Source organism: Xanthomonas sp. NCPPB 4467, from assembly GCF_041475665.2.
In the GTDB taxonomy this organism is placed as follows: domain Bacteria; phylum Pseudomonadota; class Gammaproteobacteria; order Xanthomonadales; family Xanthomonadaceae; genus Xanthomonas; species Xanthomonas dyei.
Map to the genome: position 1 here is coordinate 2,189,685 of NZ_CM191260.1, position 17,815 is coordinate 2,207,499.

General features: G+C 64.8%; 15 protein-coding genes. 5 read left to right on the forward strand and 10 right to left on the reverse strand.

The annotated features are described in order from the left end of the window. Positions 1–83 precede the first annotated feature (83 nt). The 5 genes from ACCQ06_RS09640 to hutI form a co-directional block, all read right to left on the reverse strand. Positions 84–1,187: an acyltransferase family protein gene (locus ACCQ06_RS09640; protein WP_228323431.1), complete on the reverse strand. Its 1,104-nt coding sequence runs from the start codon at positions 1,185–1,187 to the stop codon at positions 84–86. Between the two features lie 490 nt (positions 1,188–1,677). Beyond that, positions 1,678–3,345 carry a urocanate hydratase gene (hutU, locus tag ACCQ06_RS09645; protein WP_228323430.1) on the reverse strand — a complete coding sequence of 556 codons (1,668 nt, stop codon included), beginning with the start codon at positions 3,343–3,345 and terminating at the stop codon, positions 1,678–1,680. Positions 3,346–3,361: 16 nt separating this feature from the next. Further along, on the reverse strand, positions 3,362–4,219 hold the full coding sequence (hutG, locus tag ACCQ06_RS09650; RefSeq protein WP_316692051.1) for an N-formylglutamate deformylase: 858 nt from the start codon (positions 4,217–4,219) through the stop codon (positions 3,362–3,364). A gap of 172 nt (positions 4,220–4,391) precedes the next feature. Next, on the reverse strand, positions 4,392–5,933 hold the full coding sequence (hutH, locus tag ACCQ06_RS09655; RefSeq protein WP_316692052.1) for a histidine ammonia-lyase: 1,542 nt from the start codon (positions 5,931–5,933) through the stop codon (positions 4,392–4,394). Between the two features lie 17 nt (positions 5,934–5,950). Next, positions 5,951–7,156: an imidazolonepropionase gene (gene hutI / locus ACCQ06_RS09660; protein WP_316692054.1), complete on the reverse strand. Its 1,206-nt coding sequence runs from the start codon at positions 7,154–7,156 to the stop codon at positions 5,951–5,953. Positions 7,157–7,216: 60 nt separating this feature from the next. Between hutI and ACCQ06_RS09665 the strand changes: the two genes are divergently transcribed. Continuing rightward, on the forward strand, positions 7,217–8,587 hold the full coding sequence (locus tag ACCQ06_RS09665) for a formimidoylglutamate deiminase (protein ID WP_316692056.1): 1,371 nt from the start codon (positions 7,217–7,219) through the stop codon (positions 8,585–8,587). A 42-nt stretch (positions 8,588–8,629) separates the two neighbouring features. Beyond that, positions 8,630–9,367, forward strand: a complete 738-nt coding sequence (gene hutC / locus ACCQ06_RS09670; RefSeq protein ID WP_170068721.1) for a histidine utilization transcriptional repressor HutC — start codon at positions 8,630–8,632, stop codon at positions 9,365–9,367. A 542-nt stretch (positions 9,368–9,909) separates the two neighbouring features. Here the strand turns inward: hutC and ACCQ06_RS09675 are convergent. The 3 genes from ACCQ06_RS09675 to ACCQ06_RS09685 all read right to left on the reverse strand — a co-directional run bounded on the left by ACCQ06_RS09675 (position 9,910) and on the right by ACCQ06_RS09685 (position 12,402). Next, positions 9,910–10,908, reverse strand: coding sequence for a restriction endonuclease (locus tag ACCQ06_RS09675; RefSeq protein WP_104617195.1), 999 nt, complete (start codon positions 10,906–10,908; stop codon positions 9,910–9,912). A 494-nt stretch (positions 10,909–11,402) separates the two neighbouring features. Continuing rightward, positions 11,403–11,963 carry a phasin family protein gene (locus tag ACCQ06_RS09680; RefSeq protein WP_228323424.1) on the reverse strand — a complete coding sequence of 187 codons (561 nt, stop codon included), beginning with the start codon at positions 11,961–11,963 and terminating at the stop codon, positions 11,403–11,405. Between the two features lie 163 nt (positions 11,964–12,126). Beyond that, positions 12,127–12,402: a polyhydroxyalkanoic acid system family protein gene (locus ACCQ06_RS09685; protein ID WP_055844595.1), complete on the reverse strand. Its 276-nt coding sequence runs from the start codon at positions 12,400–12,402 to the stop codon at positions 12,127–12,129. A 262-nt stretch (positions 12,403–12,664) separates the two neighbouring features. Between ACCQ06_RS09685 and ACCQ06_RS09690 the strand changes: the two genes are divergently transcribed. Continuing rightward, positions 12,665–13,474, forward strand: coding sequence for an FHA domain-containing protein (locus tag ACCQ06_RS09690; RefSeq protein ID WP_104617209.1), 810 nt, complete (start codon positions 12,665–12,667; stop codon positions 13,472–13,474). Here the strand turns inward: ACCQ06_RS09690 and msrQ are convergent. Together msrQ and msrP are read right to left on the reverse strand one after the other, a co-directional pair. After that, positions 13,416–14,072 carry a protein-methionine-sulfoxide reductase heme-binding subunit MsrQ gene (gene msrQ / locus ACCQ06_RS09695; RefSeq protein ID WP_228323423.1) on the reverse strand — a complete coding sequence of 219 codons (657 nt, stop codon included), beginning with the start codon at positions 14,070–14,072 and terminating at the stop codon, positions 13,416–13,418. The genes ACCQ06_RS09690 and msrQ overlap by 59 nt on opposite strands. A 154-nt stretch (positions 14,073–14,226) precedes the next feature. Next, complete coding sequence (msrP, locus tag ACCQ06_RS09700) at positions 14,227–15,195, reverse strand: protein-methionine-sulfoxide reductase catalytic subunit MsrP (protein WP_228323422.1); 969 nt, start codon at positions 15,193–15,195, stop codon at positions 14,227–14,229. Positions 15,196–15,371: 176 nt separating this feature from the next. On the opposite strand from msrP, the gene serC reads away from it, so the two are divergent. Together serC and pheA are read left to right on the forward strand one after the other, a co-directional pair. Next, positions 15,372–16,457, forward strand: a complete 1,086-nt coding sequence (gene serC / locus ACCQ06_RS09705) for a 3-phosphoserine/phosphohydroxythreonine transaminase (protein ID WP_228323421.1) — start codon at positions 15,372–15,374, stop codon at positions 16,455–16,457. A 66-nt stretch (positions 16,458–16,523) separates the two neighbouring features. Then, on the forward strand, positions 16,524–17,747 hold the full coding sequence (gene pheA / locus ACCQ06_RS09710; protein ID WP_316692059.1) for a prephenate dehydratase: 1,224 nt from the start codon (positions 16,524–16,526) through the stop codon (positions 17,745–17,747). Positions 17,748–17,815: the final 68 nt, after the last annotated feature.

A 17,815-nucleotide genomic window follows, 5' to 3' on the forward strand; every position in this document is an offset into this window, starting at 1 on the left:
CCCCGTCGTTTGCCAGCCGCTCTAAACGTAAACGCCTCCGGTCAGGAGGCGTACGTCGTAGGGCGGCAAACAGTGGGCAAGTGTCAGGGCTGCGTAGGCGTACCAGGCGACGCCTGTGTTGCCAGTGTCGTGGGAGGATTGGGCGGTAGCACCGGCGCCGACGCGGGGCGTAGCAGCAGGCGATTGCCCAGCCGGCGCAGCAGGGTGTTCCCGGGCATTTCGACCAGTCGATACATGGCCCACGCCGCAGCGATCGTGATCGCAATGATGGGTACCGCCAGGACCGGCCTCGGTGGCATGCCATCCATCACCGCCAGCGCGGCATAGATCATCGGAATGTTCAGCAGATACATCGAAAAGCTGCATTCGCCGCTGAGCATCATGAAGCGGTTGCCGAGCAGACGCTTGCTGAGGCCGGTATCGAAGGAGAACAGGAAGACAAAGATGCCGGAGAAGCCCGCCGTCTCAAGCGTGAGATAGAGCTCGCGTTTGGAGCCAAGATCCACATCGATCACACCGAGGATCACCAGCGATATCAGTCCGATGACCGCTGCCTGCAGGATCGCCAGCGTGGTCATGTTGCCACTGGCATTCACGCGGCTGCGTATCAGTCCAAACACCACGCCCGCCAGAAAATAATGAATTTTCGATCCGACAAACGTACCGGGCAGTTCCTCTCGGTAGGCGATAAGCACCATGATGGTGCCGAGCACCGCCACCATTAATGCAACATTGTTCTTGTTGTGGAAAGCACGCAACGAGAACCAGATGCCGACGAAGATCACGTAGAACTGAACTTCCGGCGGAATGCTCCATAGCGCGGAGACATTGCCTGAAAACAACAGGTGACGGAGCAGGTTGCTGTGGCTGATGGCATACACAAACTGCGGGTCGATCAGGTTGTAGATCAGGTACGAAGCCAGCACAACTGTGAGATAGGCTGGCGCAATGCGCGAGAACCTTGAAATCGCATAACGGGCCACCGAGCCGTAGTTGGCTTCTTTTTCGCCGTAAAGAAACGCCATCAAAAATCCGCTCAAGGTGAAGAACACCATGACGCCCATCTCACCGGGATAAAGGTGGGTGTCGGTGAAGAATTTTTCTTCAGCCAGATGTGCGTAGACCACCAGCAAGGCGGCAAGGCCGCGAATACCGGTCAACGAATCGATGCGCTGTTCCTGCTGCATGAGTGGGGGCTCTCAGTGTGATCCATGCGAAAAAACCGCGCGCCTGAACTGGCGCGATGTTGCTATGTGGTGCGAAGTTGCCACGGTCAGAGCACCCCCCAGCATCTGACCAGCTGCAAGCCTAGTCGATCGGCGCATTGCGCGTCATCGCTTCATTTCACCGCTGTAGCAATCGTGACAGAGGTCACCATGTGTATCGAGCTGAACAACGGCGACGCAGGCCGAGATTGGCGGTTGATCAGCAAATGCATAATCGCCTCGTGTGAGCCAGTGCGCTGCATCCACGACATGCAAGCTTTATCGCCCAGAGGCGCGAAGATTGCCGAACGTTGCCAGCTTGGCAGGCTATGGCGCATTGGAGACAGCAGCGGCGGTGCGCATGCAGCATGCAGGCTCAAGCGCTGCTGCCACCGTGTGGTGGCAGGCGCATTCGGTCGCTTACACGTGCATTCGTCCAATCAGCACGCGGCATTCGTTTTATCGCGCAACTTCAGATCAGAATCGCCGGCAAATCCAATCCTTTCTCGCGCGCACACTCGGTTGCGATCGCATACCCGGCATCGGCGTGGCGCATCACGCCGGTGGCGGGGTCGTTCCAGAGTACGTGTTCGATGCGCTTGTCGGCCGCTTCGCTGCCATCGCAGACGATGACCATGCCGGCGTGTTGCGAGAAGCCCATGCCGACGCCGCCGCCGTGGTGCAGCGAGACCCAGGTCGCGCCGCTGGCGGTATTGAGCAGGGCATTGAGCAACGGCCAGTCGGACACCGCATCGGAGCCGTCGGCCATCGCTTCGGTCTCGCGGTTCGGCGAGGCGACGCTGCCCGAATCCAGATGGTCGCGGCCGATCACCACCGGGGCTTTCAATTCACCGCTGCGCACCATCGCGTTGAAGGCCAGGCCAAGCCGGTGACGGTCGCCCAGGCCGACCCAGCAGATGCGCGCGGGCAGGCCCTGGAAGGCAATTTTTTCGGCGGCCATGTCCAGCCAGCGATGCAGATGCGCATCGTCGGGAATCAATTCCTTGACCTTGGCATCGGTCTTGGCGATGTCTTCCGGGTCGCCGCTGAGCGCCACCCAGCGGAACGGGCCGATGCCGCGACAGAACAGCGGGCGGATGTAGGCGGGCACGAAGCCGGGGAAGTCGAACGCGTCGGACACGCCTTGCTCAAGCGCCATCTGGCGCAGGTTATTGCCGTAGTCCACGGTGGGCACGCCGAGCGCGTGGAAGGTGAGCATGGCGCGGATATGGTTGGCCATCGCCTCGCGTGCGGCGGCGTCCACTTCCTTGGGCGCGCTGACGCGTTTTGCGTCCCACTCTTCCACGCTCCAGCCTTGCGGCAAATAGCCGTTGACCGGGTCGTGCGCGGAGGTTTGGTCGGTCAGCAGGTCAGGCTTGATCCCGCGTAGCAGCAGTTCGTCCAGCACGTCGGCGACATTGCCGAGCAGGCCGACCGACATCGGCTTCTTCGCCGTGCAGGATTCCTCGATCAGGCGTAGCGCTTCGTCCAGCGAGTCGGTCCAGGTGTCCAGATAGCCGGTGCGCAGGCGCATGTCGATGCTGGAACGGCGGCACTCCACCGCCAGGCACGAGGCGCCGGCCATCACCGCGGCCAGCGGCTGCGCGCCACCCATGCCGCCAAGGCCGCCGGTGAACAGCCACTTGCCGGCCAGGCTGCCGCCGTAATGCTGGCGGCCCATCTCCACGAAGGTTTCGTAGGTGCCTTGCACGATGCCTTGCGCGCCGATGTAGATCCAGCTGCCGGCGGTCATCTGGCCATACATCGCCAGACCCTTTTTATCGAGTTCGTTGAAGTGGTCCCAGGTGGCCCAGCGCGGCACCAGGTTGGAGTTGGCGATCAGCACGCGCGGTGCGTCGACATGGGTGCGGAACACGCCGACCGGCTTGCCCGATTGCACCAGCAAGGTTTGGTCGTCGTCCAGGCGGGTGAGTGCGGCCACGATCGCATCGAAGGATTCCCAGTCGCGCGCGGCGCGGCCGATGCCGCCATACACCACCAGTTCCTGCGGGCGCTCGGCTACATCCGGGTCCAGGTTATTCATCAACATGCGCAGCGGCGCTTCGGTGAGCCAGCTCTTGGCGGTGAGCGTGGTGCCGGTGGCGGCGCGGATGACGCGGGTTGCATCGTGACGGGTCATGCCGGGTTCCTTGCAATCAACGGTTGGCCGCGTGCGGCGCGGTGTCGGATAAGGGCGCAGTGGCGAACTGCAGGCAGGCCAGCAGCACATGCCGCAGCACTGCACGCAACGCGGCGGCGTGCACCGGCTGCCACGGCGTAGGCCAGTTGTCGGGGGTGATGGTGTCCGGCTCGCGCATGTAGCCGCGGCAGGCCAGTTCCATCTGCAGGGTGTGCACGCCCTGCTCGGGTTGCGCGTAGTGGCGGGTGATCCAGCCGCCCTTGAAGCGCCCGTTGCGCACGGTGCTGGAGCCGCTGCTGCGGCACAGCTGTTCCACCGCGTCGGCCAGGGCCGGATCGCAGCTGCGATCGTCGTTGCTGCCGATGTTGAACTGCGGCAACTCGCCGTCGAACAAGTGTGGAATAAAAGAGCGGATCGAGTGCGCGTCGTACACCACGATGGTTGCGTGTTGCTGACGCAGGCGCGCGATCTCCTCGGCGAGTGCCGCGTGATACGGGTCGAACCAGTGCGTGCGACGCAGATCGATCTGCGCCTGATCCGGCGCCTGCCCATCGGCATACAGCGGCTGATTGTCGAAGGTGGTCAGCGGACACAGGCCGGTGGTGTTCTGGCCCGGATACAGCGATGCGCCGCTCGGGTCGCGGTTGACGTCGATGACCGAGCGCGAGATGGCGGTGCGCACCGTCGTGGCACCCATCGCCTGTGCGAAGTCGTATACCTGGTGCACCCACCAATCGGCGTCGCGGCGTGCCAGCCACGGCGACATGAACTGGTCGGCCACCGTGTCGGGTAGCTCGGTGCCAGTGTGCGGAAAGCTGACAAGCAACGGCGCGTCGCCGCGATGTACTTCCAACCAATCGGGCAGGGTGTTCATCGCTGCGCTCCTTTCGCGCGCGTAGCAGCGAGCAAGCTATGCCAGCGATACGCATAAAGATCATTGTGCTGCTGGGTGCACGACGCAGCCGTCTCGCGTGCATATGCCGCGCTACCAGCCCATGCACCGCGCGGCGCCATGGCGCTGCGCAAGTCATGTGCAACCCGCCGCATCATGCGTCCTGCTCCACACCCGGCAGCGCGATCGCCACTGCGTTGGCCAAGGCGCCCGAGCGTACCAGCGCACTGGCTGCCAGCATGTCTGGGTGGAAATAGCGATCGTCCTGCAGCATGGGTACCTGCGCACGCAACAGCGCGCGTGCCGCTTCCAGCGCAGTGCTGGAGCGCAGCGGTGCATGGAAATCGCAGCCTTGCACCGCTGCCAACAACTCGATGCCGATGACGTGCGCGGCATTTTCTGCCATGGCCAGCAGACGTCGCGCGCCATGCGCCGCCATCGACACATGATCTTCCTGATTGGCCGAGGTCGGGATCGAATCGACGCTGGCCGGATACGCGCGCTGCTTGTTTTCCGACACCAACGCCGCCGCGGTGACCTGCGGAATCATGAAACCGGAATTCAGGCCCGGGCGCGGGGTGAGAAACGCCGGCAGACCAGACAACGCCGGGTCGACCAGCATCGCGGTACGACGTTCGCTGATCGAGCCGATTTCGCATACCGCCATCGCCAGCATGTCGGCAGCGAACGCCACCGGCTGGGCGTGGAAATTGCCGCCAGACAAGGCCTCGCCGGTATCGCTGAAGACCAACGGATTATCGGTGACGCCATTGGCTTCGATGTCCAGCGTGCGCGCGGCCTGCCGCATGATGTCCAGCGCCGCGCCCATCACCTGCGGTTGGCAACGCAGGCAATACGGATCCTGTATGCGCACATCGCCGAGGCGATGCGATTCGCGAATCGCCGAGTTGGCCATCAAGGCGCGTAAGGCAGTTGCAGTGGCGATCTGCCCCGGTTGCCCGCGTAAGGCATGGATGCGCGGGTCGAACGGCGTATCCGAGCCTTTTGCCGCTTCCACCGACAGCGCGCCGGTCACCAGGGCGGCCTGCAATACGGTTTCGATCTCGAACAAGCCGGCCAGCGCGCAGGCAGTGGAAAATTGCGTGCCATTGAGCAGCGCCAAGCCTTCCTTTGCGCCGAGCACGCGTGGCTGCAACTGCGCCTGCGCGAGCGCGTCCGCGGCTGGCAGGCGCTTGTCGCCGACGAAGGCTTCGCCAACGCCGATCATCACCGCGGCCAGATGCGACAGCGGTGCCAGATCGCCGGAGGCGCCGACCGATCCCTGGCACGGCACCACCGGCGTGATGCCCGCACGCAGCATCGCTTCCAGCAACGCCAGCGTGCCCGGTTGCACGCCGGAAGCGCCCTGGGCAAGGCTGGTGAGCTTGAGCGCCATCATCAGCCGCACCACCGGCACCGGCGTGGGCTCGCCGACGCCGGCCGCATGCGACAACACGATATTGCGCTGCAGGGTCTGCAGGTCTTCGCGCTCGATGCGCACGCTGGCCAGCTTGCCGAAGCCGGTGTTGACCCCATAGACCGGCTCTCCGCGCGCGACGATCGCCTCCACCGTCTGCGCGCTGCGCAGCACCGCGGCCGCACACGCAGCGTCCAGCGCCACATCGGCGCCGCGATACAGCGCACGCCACTGCGCCAGCGTTACCTGGCCGGGTTGCAACACAACAGAAGCACTCATGACAACTCCACGAACAATCAGGTCGAATGCCCGCGCCAGATGCGGGCATGAAGAGGGTTGAAGCCCATGCGATAGACCAGGTCGGCCGGCGCGTCGATGTCCCAGATCGCCAGGTCGCAGTCCATGCCGGCGCGCAGCCGGCCAAGTCGCGCACTGCGGCCCAGCGCACGCGCCGCTTCGCGGGTGAAACCGGCGATGCATTCGTCCACCGTCATCCGGAACAACGTGGCCGCCATGTTCATCGCCAGCAACGGGCTGGTCAGCGGTGAAGTACCCGGATTGCAATCGGTAGCCAGCGCCAGCGGCACACCGGCCGCCCGCAGCGCAGCGATCGGCGGCAGCTGGGTATCGCGGGTGAAATAGAACGCGCCGGGCAGCAACACCGCCACGGTGCTGGCAGCGGCCATCGCATCGACGCCGGCCTGGTCCAGATACTCGATGTGGTCGGCCGACAACGCGCCGTAGCGCGCGGCCAGTGCTGCGCCGTGCTGGTTGCTCAATTGCTCGGCATGGATCTTGACGCGCAAGCCCTGCGCCTGCGCGGCGATAAACACCTGTTCGGCCTGTGCGGGCGAGAACGCCAGGTGCTCGCAGAACACGTCGACCGCTTCGGCAAGCCCCTGCGATGCAATTGCCGGAATCATCTGCGTGCAGACCGCATCGATGTACTGCTGCGCATCGCTCCCCGGCGGGACCGCGTGCGCGCCGAGAAAGGTCGGCACGACTTCGACCCGCCGCAGCGTTGCGAGCTGCTGCGCCACGCGCAGTTGCTTGGTCTCGTCCTTCAGCGTGAGCCCGTAGCCGGATTTGATTTCCAGCGTGGTCACACCCTCGGCAAGCATGGCATCCAGACGCGGCAGGCTGGCGGCGAGCAACGCGGCATCGTCTGCGGCGCGGGTGGCGCGCACGGTGGCCATGATGCCGCCACCGGCCGCGGCGATCTGCGCATAGCTGGCGCCGCGCAGGCGTTGTTCGAATTCGTTGGCGCGATTACCCGCATACACCAGATGGGTGTGGCAATCGATCAGGCCCGGGCTGATCCAGCGCCGCTGGCAATCGTGAGTGCTATCGGCTTCAAGCGCGGGCGCCTGCGCCGCAGCGCCGGCATACACGATGCGGCCGTCCCGACAGGCGATCACGCCATCGTCCACGATGCCCAGGCCACCATCGCCGGCGTCCAGGGTCATCAGCTGCGCGTTGTGCCAGAGAACGTCGCAATGCATGGCGCAGGCTCGTGGTGTCTGATATGTATATACAATAGAGTCGTCAATCGAGGGTGTCCAGTGGCAGATCAACCGGTACAAGCGTTGTGGGCAGCGCGGGCGCTGTTGCCGAGTGGCTGGGCGGGCGGTGTGCGGATCACGCTCGAGCAGGGGCGTATCGCCACCGTGCAGACCGATGCGGCCGCCGCCGCCACCGATACGCGCGCCGAGGTGCTGGTGCCTGGCCTGGGCAACCTGCACAGCCATGCGTTTCAGCGCGGCATGGCCGGCCTGACCGAAGTGGGTGGACGCAGCGGCGACAGCTTCTGGAGCTGGCGCGAGCTGATGTACCGCTTCGTCGACCGGCTGGACCCGGACAGCCTGCAGGCAATCGCCGAGCAGGCGTATGTGGAAATGCTGGAGAGCGGCTTCACCCGCGTTGGCGAATTCCATTATCTGCACCACACCGTCAGCGGTGCCCCTTACGCGCATGCTGGTGAGATGTCCGACCGCATCGCCGCCGCCGCCGCCAGTACCGGGATCGGGCTGAGCTTGCTGCCGGTGTTCTACGCGCACTCGGATTTCGGCGGGGCCGCACCGAGCGCCGCGCAAAAGCGCCTGATCCACGACATCGATGGGTTTGCGCGCCTGCTCGAGGACTGCAGGCACAGTCTCAAGACATTGCCGGATGCCGTGCTCGGGCTGGCGCCGCACAGTTTGCGCGCGGTCACGCCGCAGCAACTGGCGGCGTTGGTGCCGCTCACCGATGGCCCGATCCACATCCATATCGCCGAGCAGCAGCGCGAAGTCGACGCCTGCCTGGCCTGGTCGGGCCAGCGTCCGGTGCAATGGTTGCTGGCCAACGCACCGGTAGCGGCGCGTTGGTGCCTGGTGCACGCCACGCATGTGGACGCTGCGGAGCTGCAGGCGATCGCCGACAGTGGCGCGGTGGTCGGGCTGTGCCCGATCACCGAGGCCAATCTGGGCGACGGGCTGTTCCCGATGCAGCCATTTGCCGCAGCCGGGGGGCGCTTTGGCGTGGGCTCGGATTCGAACGTGCTGATCGATGCGGCCGAAGAACTGCGCCTGCTCGAATACGGCCAACGGCTGCGCCTGCAGGCGCGCAACGTGCTGGCGCCTGCCGACGTTTCGAGCGGGCGCTGGTTGTACGAGCGGGCGGGCGAGGGTGCAGCGCAGGCGCTGGGTGTCGCGCAGCACGGGATCCGGGTCGGTGCTGCAGCCGATCTGGTGGAACTGGACGCCAGCCATCCGTCCTTGCTCGCACGCAGCGACGACGCGTTGCTGGACAGCTGGCTGTTCGCCGCACGCGCCACTACGGTGCGTCACGTCTGGCGCGGCGGGCGGCAGGTGGTGCACGATGGGCGGCATGTCGATCGTGCGCGCATCGCCACGCGTTTTGCCCACGTGTTGCGAACAATGCTGGGCAACTGAGCCGATGCGCGCACAATGCAGGTCTGACCGGAGACTGCAGCTTTGACCGCCCCCCCCATCGCCGCACCCGGCACCTTGCATCACCGTATCCGGCAGGATCTGGAGCAACGCATTCATAGCGGCGACTGGCCGCCCGGCCATCGCATCCCGCCCGAACACGAGTTGATGACGCAGTACGGTTGCTCGCGCATGACCGTCAACAAAGTGCTCGGCCTGCTCGCCGATGCCGGCATGATCGAGCGCCGCCGCCGCACCGGCTCGTTCGTGGCCCGGCCGCATCCGCATCTGGAGCAGGTGGCGCTTTCGATCCCGGATATCGAAGTGGAAATGACCACGCGCGGCCACCTCTACACGTTTTCGCTGTTATCGCGCCGGTTGCGCAACGTGCGCCAGCGCGTGCCGCAGGAGCGCACGTTGGGCAGCACCGGCAAGCTGTTGGCGCTCGATAGCGTGCATCTGGCCGACGGTAGCCCGTTTGCGCTGGAACAGCGCGTGATCGATGTAACCACCGTACCCGACGCGTTGGCGCAGACGTTCACCGACGTGGCGCCCGGGAGCTGGCTGTTGCGCAACGTGCCGTGGACGCGCGCCGAGCACCGCATCAGTGCGGTCAGCGTCGACGCAGCGCAAGCCAAGTGCCTGCAGGTCAACGAAGGTGCGGCGTGCCTGGTGATCGACCGCCACACCTGGCGCGGCGATCAACCGGTGACCTATGTGCGCCAACTGTTTCTGGGCGGCTCCTACGATCTGGTCGCGCGGTTTGCGCCCGGGATGCGTTGAGGGCCGGTGTTGGAACGTTTGGGTTGGACGTCGGTAACGGTGCTGTTGTTGATAGCGGCGTGATCGATAGCGACGTGTAGCAGGCATGGTCGCTCGCATCTGGTCAGCGGCTGCATTCACGCCGCAAATCGAATGCGAAATACCGCGCGTCGTCGGCCGGCAACGCGGTGTATCGCAACATCGTGCTTAGAGAAGACCGCGACTTCGATGGCTGCAGGCAGTCGGCTGGCCCATCTGCATCAGGCCATCGCCGCCTTGCCGCTTCGCGCGTACGAATGCTGTCTCGGCGGGATCGGGCGAATAAAGCATCGCGCCTTCAAAGGCTGCAGGTCATCAGCCGGCCCATCTGCGTCACGGCATCTTGTGCTTGTCGCTGATCGTGTTTACGACTGCACGAGTTTCCAGCTGATCGTGAACACGATTGCCGTCTCGACCAGTCGAGCCCACAGCAAACCGCCGTGTTCAATGGCGCGAGGCAATCCGCGCGTCGTCGCCCACCATCAGTCACACCCCATCAGTCAAACCCCATCAGTCAAACCCCATCAGATCGTGGTGCATTGCCGCCAGCGCACCGGCTCGTCCACACCCGGGCGGGGATTGAGCTGCACGCGCACCGTGCGCAGATAGGGGTAGCGCTCCAGCTCCTGGCAGATCAAGGGCCAGGCCACGCTGTCTTCCACAGTGCGATCCACCGCCAGCGTTGCCTGGGTGATCCAGATGCCGCGCACCAGGCCCGGCGTCTGCGCCAGGGTTTTGGACACTGCGTGACGATAGCCTTGCAGCGTCGCCTCATCCGGCTCTGCCGCAGTTGCCGGCGGTGGTGTGGCTGCCGTGGTCGACGCCGCAGCGGGCGCAGCCTGCGACGCGTTCCCTGGCGAGGTGGCCAACGATGGTGTGCGCGGTGCCGCAACAGCCGGTGTACGCGCAGCGGTCACGGTCTGCGCCGGGGCGGGCGGGCGCAGCGCCAGCACCGCGACCAGCGCCAGCGTGGCCAATGCGGCACCGGCGATGATGCTGTGGCGGATCGCCCGTCGCCGCGCCATGTTGACCACGTCGGTTTCCACATCGCCTGGCAGATACGGCTTGAGCAGCGGCCATAGCCGCGTGCCATCCAGGACTTCGATGGACTGCTTTTCTGCAGCGGCCAGGCCTTCGCGCTCCATGCGGCCCTCGGTCACCATCACGCCGCCGCCGGCACCGGCCAGCCGCGCCATTGCGCCCAGCTCATTGACTGCCGCCACGCCGATGCGATAGCCGCGGCCATGCTTGCAGGCCACCAGGCGGGTGCCGTGATCGGTCTGCATCATGAAGTCCGCGGTGGGCAGGCCGTCCTGCGGCAGCTGAAGCGGTTGCCAGCCGCGTTGGTCCTGCAGCACCCGAAGTACCACGGCGGAAAAATCGCGCCAGTGCATGGCCGCCAGGGCGCGGATGCCCGCATCGGTTTCGTTGGCGCGGCGTCGCACCAACCAGAAATAGACAGACACCGCCAGCCAGAGCAGCAGTGCAGCCAGGAGCGCCAAGATCCAGGAAGGCATAAGCATCAAGCGAAGGTATGGCGCGTATAACGAATCGGTACGCCTAGAAGAATCCTTCGCGCAGGTTTCGTCAATGGATCTCAGGCGGTGATGTCGCGAGCCGTGACCCAGACAACGAAAGACCCGCCAGTCCGAAGCCGTGAGGGGAGGGGAGCAAACGGACTTCGTGTTACAGGACTGGCGGGCCCGTCCCGATTGTCTGAAAAATAATGTTGCTTTGCAACATTGGACTGGATGGGGTGATTGATCAATCAAGAGCGTGCAAGCGTGTCTAACGTCGCCGAACTGACACTGCTCGCGCACCATCGTGTGCAATTGGGGCAGCCTGCTTTTAGGGCCCGTCAACGTCCGCCTGAAGGACGTCTCAGTGGTACTCATGGCCCACAGATGATCCGCTTCTGAAGGTCTGCACGGGCAACCCACGTGCAGACCCGATTGCTAACGGGAGATATCCGCCGCTGCGACGCATCGGATTTCGCTACCACCTGCGGCAGTGGGGCTTATTCCCCGTCGAACGCAGCGGGACTGCCGGTCCCAGACGTATTGCCTGTCGACGAGCCCGCACCGCCCGTGTCGCTGCTGGCGGCCTGCGCGGCCTGATTGGCGGTGCGGTTGGCCCGCTTGGTGGCGGCGGTGTTGGCCCGCACCTGTGCCTTCAGCGATTCGACCTCGCGACGCAGGTTTTCCAGTTCGTCCTGCTCGGGGATATTGAGCGTGCGCAGCACGCCTTTGACCCGGTCGTCGAACGCCTTGCCCAGCTTGTCCCAGCCGCGCACGGCAGTATCGCGCGCCTGCTCGAACTGGGTCTCCACTTCCTCGCGCAGCTCGTCCACGCTGTCGGCGGCCTTGCGCTGCCCGGTGCGCTCGTAGGCAGCGCCTTCGCGCACCAGCGAGTCGAACAACTTGCCGCCTTCGCTCTGCACGCGGCCCAGTGCGCCGAGTCCGGCTAGCCACACGGTCTGCGCCGACTCGCCAAGCCGCCGCGAAATCTGCTCTGCCTGGGCCTGGAAGCCCGACGCGGTGGTGTCGCGGTTACCGTTCTGATCGTATCCGGTCGTCATGCGATGCTCCTGTCGATTGCCAAAGTGACGTTGCGTTCACCCTAGTGCCGGCCCTGCATCGGGCAGGTGAAGCGGCGCCCGACCCGGCCTGGCCCCAAGCATCCGCCCATCGCGTGCGGGGCGGGTGACTTGGCGCTGAAGCAGCTGCAGCAACCGCGTCTGCTCAGGCGAGCTTTTCGGAGAGCAGGCGACGGATTTCCGATTCCACCATCGGCTGCACGGCCGACAGCAGGAAGCCAAGCTCGGCTGTGACATGTACCTGCTGCGGCAACAGCGCGATCGCGCCATCCACGCCGGCGCGGGAGATGCGCAAGGTATCGCCTTCCCAGTGCGAGGCGACACCGTAGCGATCGGTCAACTTGCGCGCCGCCTCGTCGATCGCCGCGCGGGCCTGTGCCGGCGGCAGGGAATGGTCGTGGCGGATATCGATGCTGGACATGAGCTGCCTGGGTAAGACGATAAGGAGTCGCGCATTGTGCGCATGCGCGCGTCCGGCTCCAAGTGCAGCCGTGGGCAGCGAGGCCGCATTGCGGCGAGCAGAGCGACCACGCGGCGATGCGCGGCAGGAGACGCGGCCTGTATTTCGACCGCGCACACAGGCTGTGAACACGCACGGCATCGACTGCGCGCGCTGCCGGCATTCACTCAAGAGCGCGAGGTTGTTGGCCGCGGGCGTGAGCAAACCTGCTAGTCTGCGGCGGGTGCGCGACCTGCAAGTTCATTTCACTCACCGGCAGCAGCCGGATCATTCCCTCAAGCCCGGCGTCCACCGGATCGTCCGTCATGCCTCCGGCAGCGTGCGTGTGGTGGCTGACGCCCAGGGGGCGCTGCTGTTGGCGCAGTTCTGCCTGGACCAACGTGGTCTTTGGCTGCAGGTGGCCAACGGCATCCGCGGCATCCACGTCAATGGGCGCCCCGTGCGCCGTATGGCATTGCTGCGCCCCGGCGATGCGATCTACGCCGATGGCGTGGAGATGCTGTTGCGCAGTGCGCCTTCAACCGCACCGGCCAACGATGCGCCACAAGACGATGCCGGCCTGAGCGAAGTCTGTCTGCTGTTACGCGGGCTGGGCGGCCGTCACCACGGGCGCAGCTTTACCCTCGACCGCTCGCGCCTGGTCGGCAGCGACCCGGCGTCGGACATCGTCATCGACGACCCTGCCTTTGCCGCGCAACACGCTCGCCTGGAGCGTCACGGCGACCGCGTGCTGATCCGCGATCTGGGGTCGGAAGAGGGCAGCTGGATCAACGGCGTGCAGGTGCGCGATGGCTGGCTGCAAGCCGGCGACCAAGTCGTGTTCGATGCCCGCCACCGCTTCGTGGTGGAAGTGCCGCGCATCCATCACGGCACCACCTGGGACATCCCCGATTCCGAACCGCCGCTGCCACCGCGTGCCATCAGCGAGCCGGCGCGCGCGCCGATGAAGGTGGCGCGTTGGCCGTGGCTGCTGCTCAGCGCGGTGTTGCTGGCGGCGGCGCTGAGCGCGTTGCTGTGGTTCGGCGCGCGCTGAGTTTTTTCCAGACCCGCCAGCCCAGCAGGGCTGCGAGGATGCCGGCATACAGCGCCGGCTCGCGGATATCGGACTTCACCAGCCACCAGAAGTGCAGCACGGCCAGCACACCGATCGGATAGATCAACTGATGCAGGCGGCCCCAGTTGCGTTTGAGTCGACGCATCCAGCCCTGGGTCGAGGTGATCGCCAGCGGCAGCAACAGCAGCCACGCCGCAAAGCCCACGGTGATGTAGGGGCGCTTGAGAATCTCTTCGAAGATCTGCGTCCAGAAGCCGCGCAGGTCCAGGCTCAGGTACACCGTCAGGTGCACGCTGGCGTAGAAAAAGGCGTATAGCCCCAGCATGCGGCGGAAGCGGATCAGCACGGCCTGGCCGGTGAGCTGGCGTAGCGGCGTGATCGCCAGCGTAATCAACAGAAAGCGCAGCGCCCACAACCCGGTGCGATGCTCGATCTCGGCCACCGGGTCGGCGCCCAGCGCATCGCTGCCGGTCTGCCACACCTGCCAGAACTGCCAGGCCAGCAAGGCGATCGGCGTCAGTGCGGCGGCATGCACCGCCACCTTGGCGGCAATCAGGGAAGCAGAGGTCTTGGCCATGCGATCTCGAAGAGGGAAGCGATGCCGCGCGGGCATGAAGCGCGCGCTGGCATGAAACGTAGGAGCGCACCGGGGCGCGATGGGCTTTCCTGATAATGCCCATCGCGCCCGGGTGCGCTCCTACGCGATGGATGTCACGCTGACGGTTGCCGCACTAGAACCACTTCTTCAGGTCCATACCCGCATACAGCGATGCCACCTGATCGGCATAGCCGTTGAACGGCTTGGTCGCGATACGTTCGGCAAACAGCTTGCTGGCGGTACCGGCGATGCGGCGCTCGGTCTTCTGGCTCCAGCGCGGATGGTCCACCGCCGGGTTGACGTTGGAAAAGAAGCCGTATTCCGACGGCTGCAGATCGTGCCAGGCGGTCTCGGGCATCTTTTCGACGAAGCGAATTTCCACGATCGACTTGATGCTCTTGAAGCCGTACTTCCACGGCACCACCAGACGCAATGGCGCGCCGTTCTGCTGTGGCAGCGGTTTGCCGTACAGGCCGGTGGCCAGCAAGGCCAGCGGATGCATCGCTTCATCGATGCGCAAGCCTTCGCGGTAAGGCCAGTCGATCGAGCGGTAGCGCACGCCCGGCATCTGCTGCGGGTCGGCCAGGGTGGTGAAGGAGACGTACTTGGCCTTGGAGGTCGGCGTGAAACGCTTGAGCACCTCGCCCAGCGGCACGCCGGTCCACGGGATCACCATCGACCAACCTTCCACGCAGCGCAGCCGGTAGATGCGCTCTTCCGGCGTGATGCCCTTGAGCAATTCGTCCAGCGACAGGCTGCCGGGCTTTTCGCATTCGCCGCTCACCTTCACCGACCACGGCGACAGCTTGAGCGTTTTGGCGGCCTTCGACGGATCGGTCTTGTCGGTGCCGAACTCATAGAAATTGTTGTAGCTGGTGACGTCTTCCAGCTTGGTCAATTCTTCGGTGGTGCGGAAGCCGCTACGCGCCTGCGCCGGCGTCACCACCGTCTTGGGCGGTGGCGGCGGGTCGGCCTCGGCGCACCCGGCAATGCCCAGTGCCGGGGTCAGCGCAAACAGCTGCAGCAGCCGGCGCCGGTCGCGGTAGACGGACTCATCGGTGATCTCGCTGGACGGCAGTTTGAAAGCATCGCGAAACGACATGGCAGGCTCCGGCAGTGGCTGCAGCGTGAGAGTAGCCCACCGGGGTGAAAGTTCGTCCCGTGGCTGTCACCACGTTACGTGATGCTCAGTCAAAAGGATGCAGCTGCAACTTTTTTGCCCGCTGCCAAGCCCGATGCGCTGCGGCATACTAGAAGGCTAGCTCGACAAGGTGTGCCATGACACGCGCGTTCAATTTCAGTGCCGGCCCTGCAACATTGCCGGAATCGGTCCTGCGGCAGGCGCAGGCGGAGATGGTCGAGTGGAATGGCGTTGGCGCCTCGATCGTGGAAATCAGCCACCGCAGCGCCGATTTCATGGCCGTCGCGGCCGCGGCCGAAGCCGATCTGCGCAGTTTGTTGTCGATTCCCGACGACTACGCGGTGCTGTTTACCGCCGGTGGCGCCACCACCATCCAGGCGCTGTTGCCGCTGAATTTTGCCGCGCCCGGGCAGGCTGCCGATTATGTGATCACCGGGCACTGGGGCAAGACCGCAATCAAGCAGGCGGCGCCGTACGTGGATGCGCGCATTGCCGCAGACGCACAGGCAGATGGGTTTATCGACATCACGCCGGTGGCCAGCTGGACCTTGTCGCCGCACTCGGCCTACGTGCACATCACCGCCAACGAGACCATTCACGGCGTCGAATTTCGTGACACGCCGGATGTCGGCACCTTGCCGCTGTTCGCCGATTTCAGCTCGTCGATTGCGTCCGAGCCGCTGGACATTTCGCGCTATGGGTTGATCTACGCCGGTGCGCAAAAGAATCTGGGCCCGGTCGGCATTTCGGTGCTGATCGTGCGTCGCGATCTGCTGGAGCGCGCCGGTCAACCGCGTGCGGACATCTTCAACTATGCCTCGCATGCCGCGCGCGATTCGATGCTCAACACCCCGCCGACCTGGAACTGGTACCTGCTCGGGCTCACCGTGAAGTGGATGCTCGAACAGGGCGGGGTGGAAGAGTTCGCGCGTCGCAACGCCGAGAAAGCCGCGTTGGTGTACGGCGTCATCGATGGTTCGGGCGGCTTCTACCGCAACCTGATCAAGCCGGCCGTGCGCTCGCGTATGAATATTCCGTTCTTTCTGCCGAACGAGCAGCTGGACGCATTGTTCGTCAGCGAATCCAAGGCCGCCGGCCTGTTGGCACTGAAGGGCCATAAAGCCGTCGGCGGCATCCGCGCCTCGCTTTACAACGCCATGCCGGTGGCTGGCGCGCAAGCGCTGGTCGCCTTCATGCACGACTTTCAGCAGCGTCACGGCTGAGTCCCATCTTCGACCGCGGCGCAGGCCGCGCAGGCGCTTGCGCCGTTTCTCAAGGAATGCCCAGCGATGGCTCCCAAGTCCACTAAACCCACTGCTGCCAAGAGCAGCAAGACCAAAACAGCGAGCACGTCTGCGGACACATCGTCGGCCAAACAGGTGGCCAAGCCCGCAACCACGCCGGGCAAGGCCATCGGCAAGCCTGCCGCCGCCGCACCGGTGCTGGCCGATGTGCGCGCCAAGATCGACGAGATCGACCGCAACATCCAGGCCTTGATCGCCGAGCGCGCCAACTTTGCCCATCAGGTCGGCAAGGCCAAGGGCAAGCTCGCCGCAGCGGTGGATTACTATCGCCCCGAGCGTGAAGCGCAGGTGCTGCGCATGGTGGTGGACCGCAACGAAGGCCCGCTCAGCGATGAAGTGCTGGTGCACGTGTATCGCGAAATCATGTCGGCCTGCCTGGCCCAGCAGGAGCCGTTGAAGATCGGTTACCTCGGTCCGGAGGGCACTTTCAGCCAGCAGGCCGTGCTCAAACATTTCGGTCGCTCGGCGGTTGGCCTGCCGATGGGGACCATTGAAGAAGTGTTCCAGGAAGTGGAAGCCGGCAACGCCGATTTCGGTGTGGTGCCGGTGGAGAATTCGGGGCAGGGCACCATCCAGGTCACGCTGGATATGTTCCTGACCTCCAACCTGAAAATCTGCGGCGAAGTCGAGCTGCGCGTGCATCAGTATCTGCTGTCGCGCAACGGCCGGCTGGAAGATATCGAGCGCATCTATGCGCATTCGCAATCCTTCGCACAGACTGCCGGCTGGCTGCGCTCGCACCTGCCCAAGGTGGAAAAGATTGCGGTGTCCAGCAATGCCGAAGGCGCGCGGCGCGCACGCAATGCCGAAGATGCTGCAGCCATCGGCGGCGAGAGTGCGGCGCATGTGTATGGCTTGAAGAAAGTCATCATGAAGTCGATCGAAGACGACGACGACAACACCACGCGTTTTTTGGTGATTGGCCGGCAGATCTTCCCGTCGTCCGGCCACGACCGCACCTCGGTGCTGGTGTTCATCCACGACAAGCCGGGCGCGCTGTTCGATGTGCTCAGCCCGTTCGCACGGCACGGCATCAGCATGAACCGTATCGAGTCGCGGCCCTCGCACCAGGCCAAGTGGGAGTACGGGTTTTTCATCGACCTGGTCGGCCATGTGGAAGACGAGGCGATGAAGCAGGCATTGGCCGAACTGGAAGCGCATTCGGCACAGATCAAGGTGCTGGGCTCGTATCCTGTCGCGATTCCCTAAGCGCTCGATCACCCGCCCAACTGGCGCGCCGCCGCTCTGGCGATGACGGCGCTGCCATCTCTTACCAA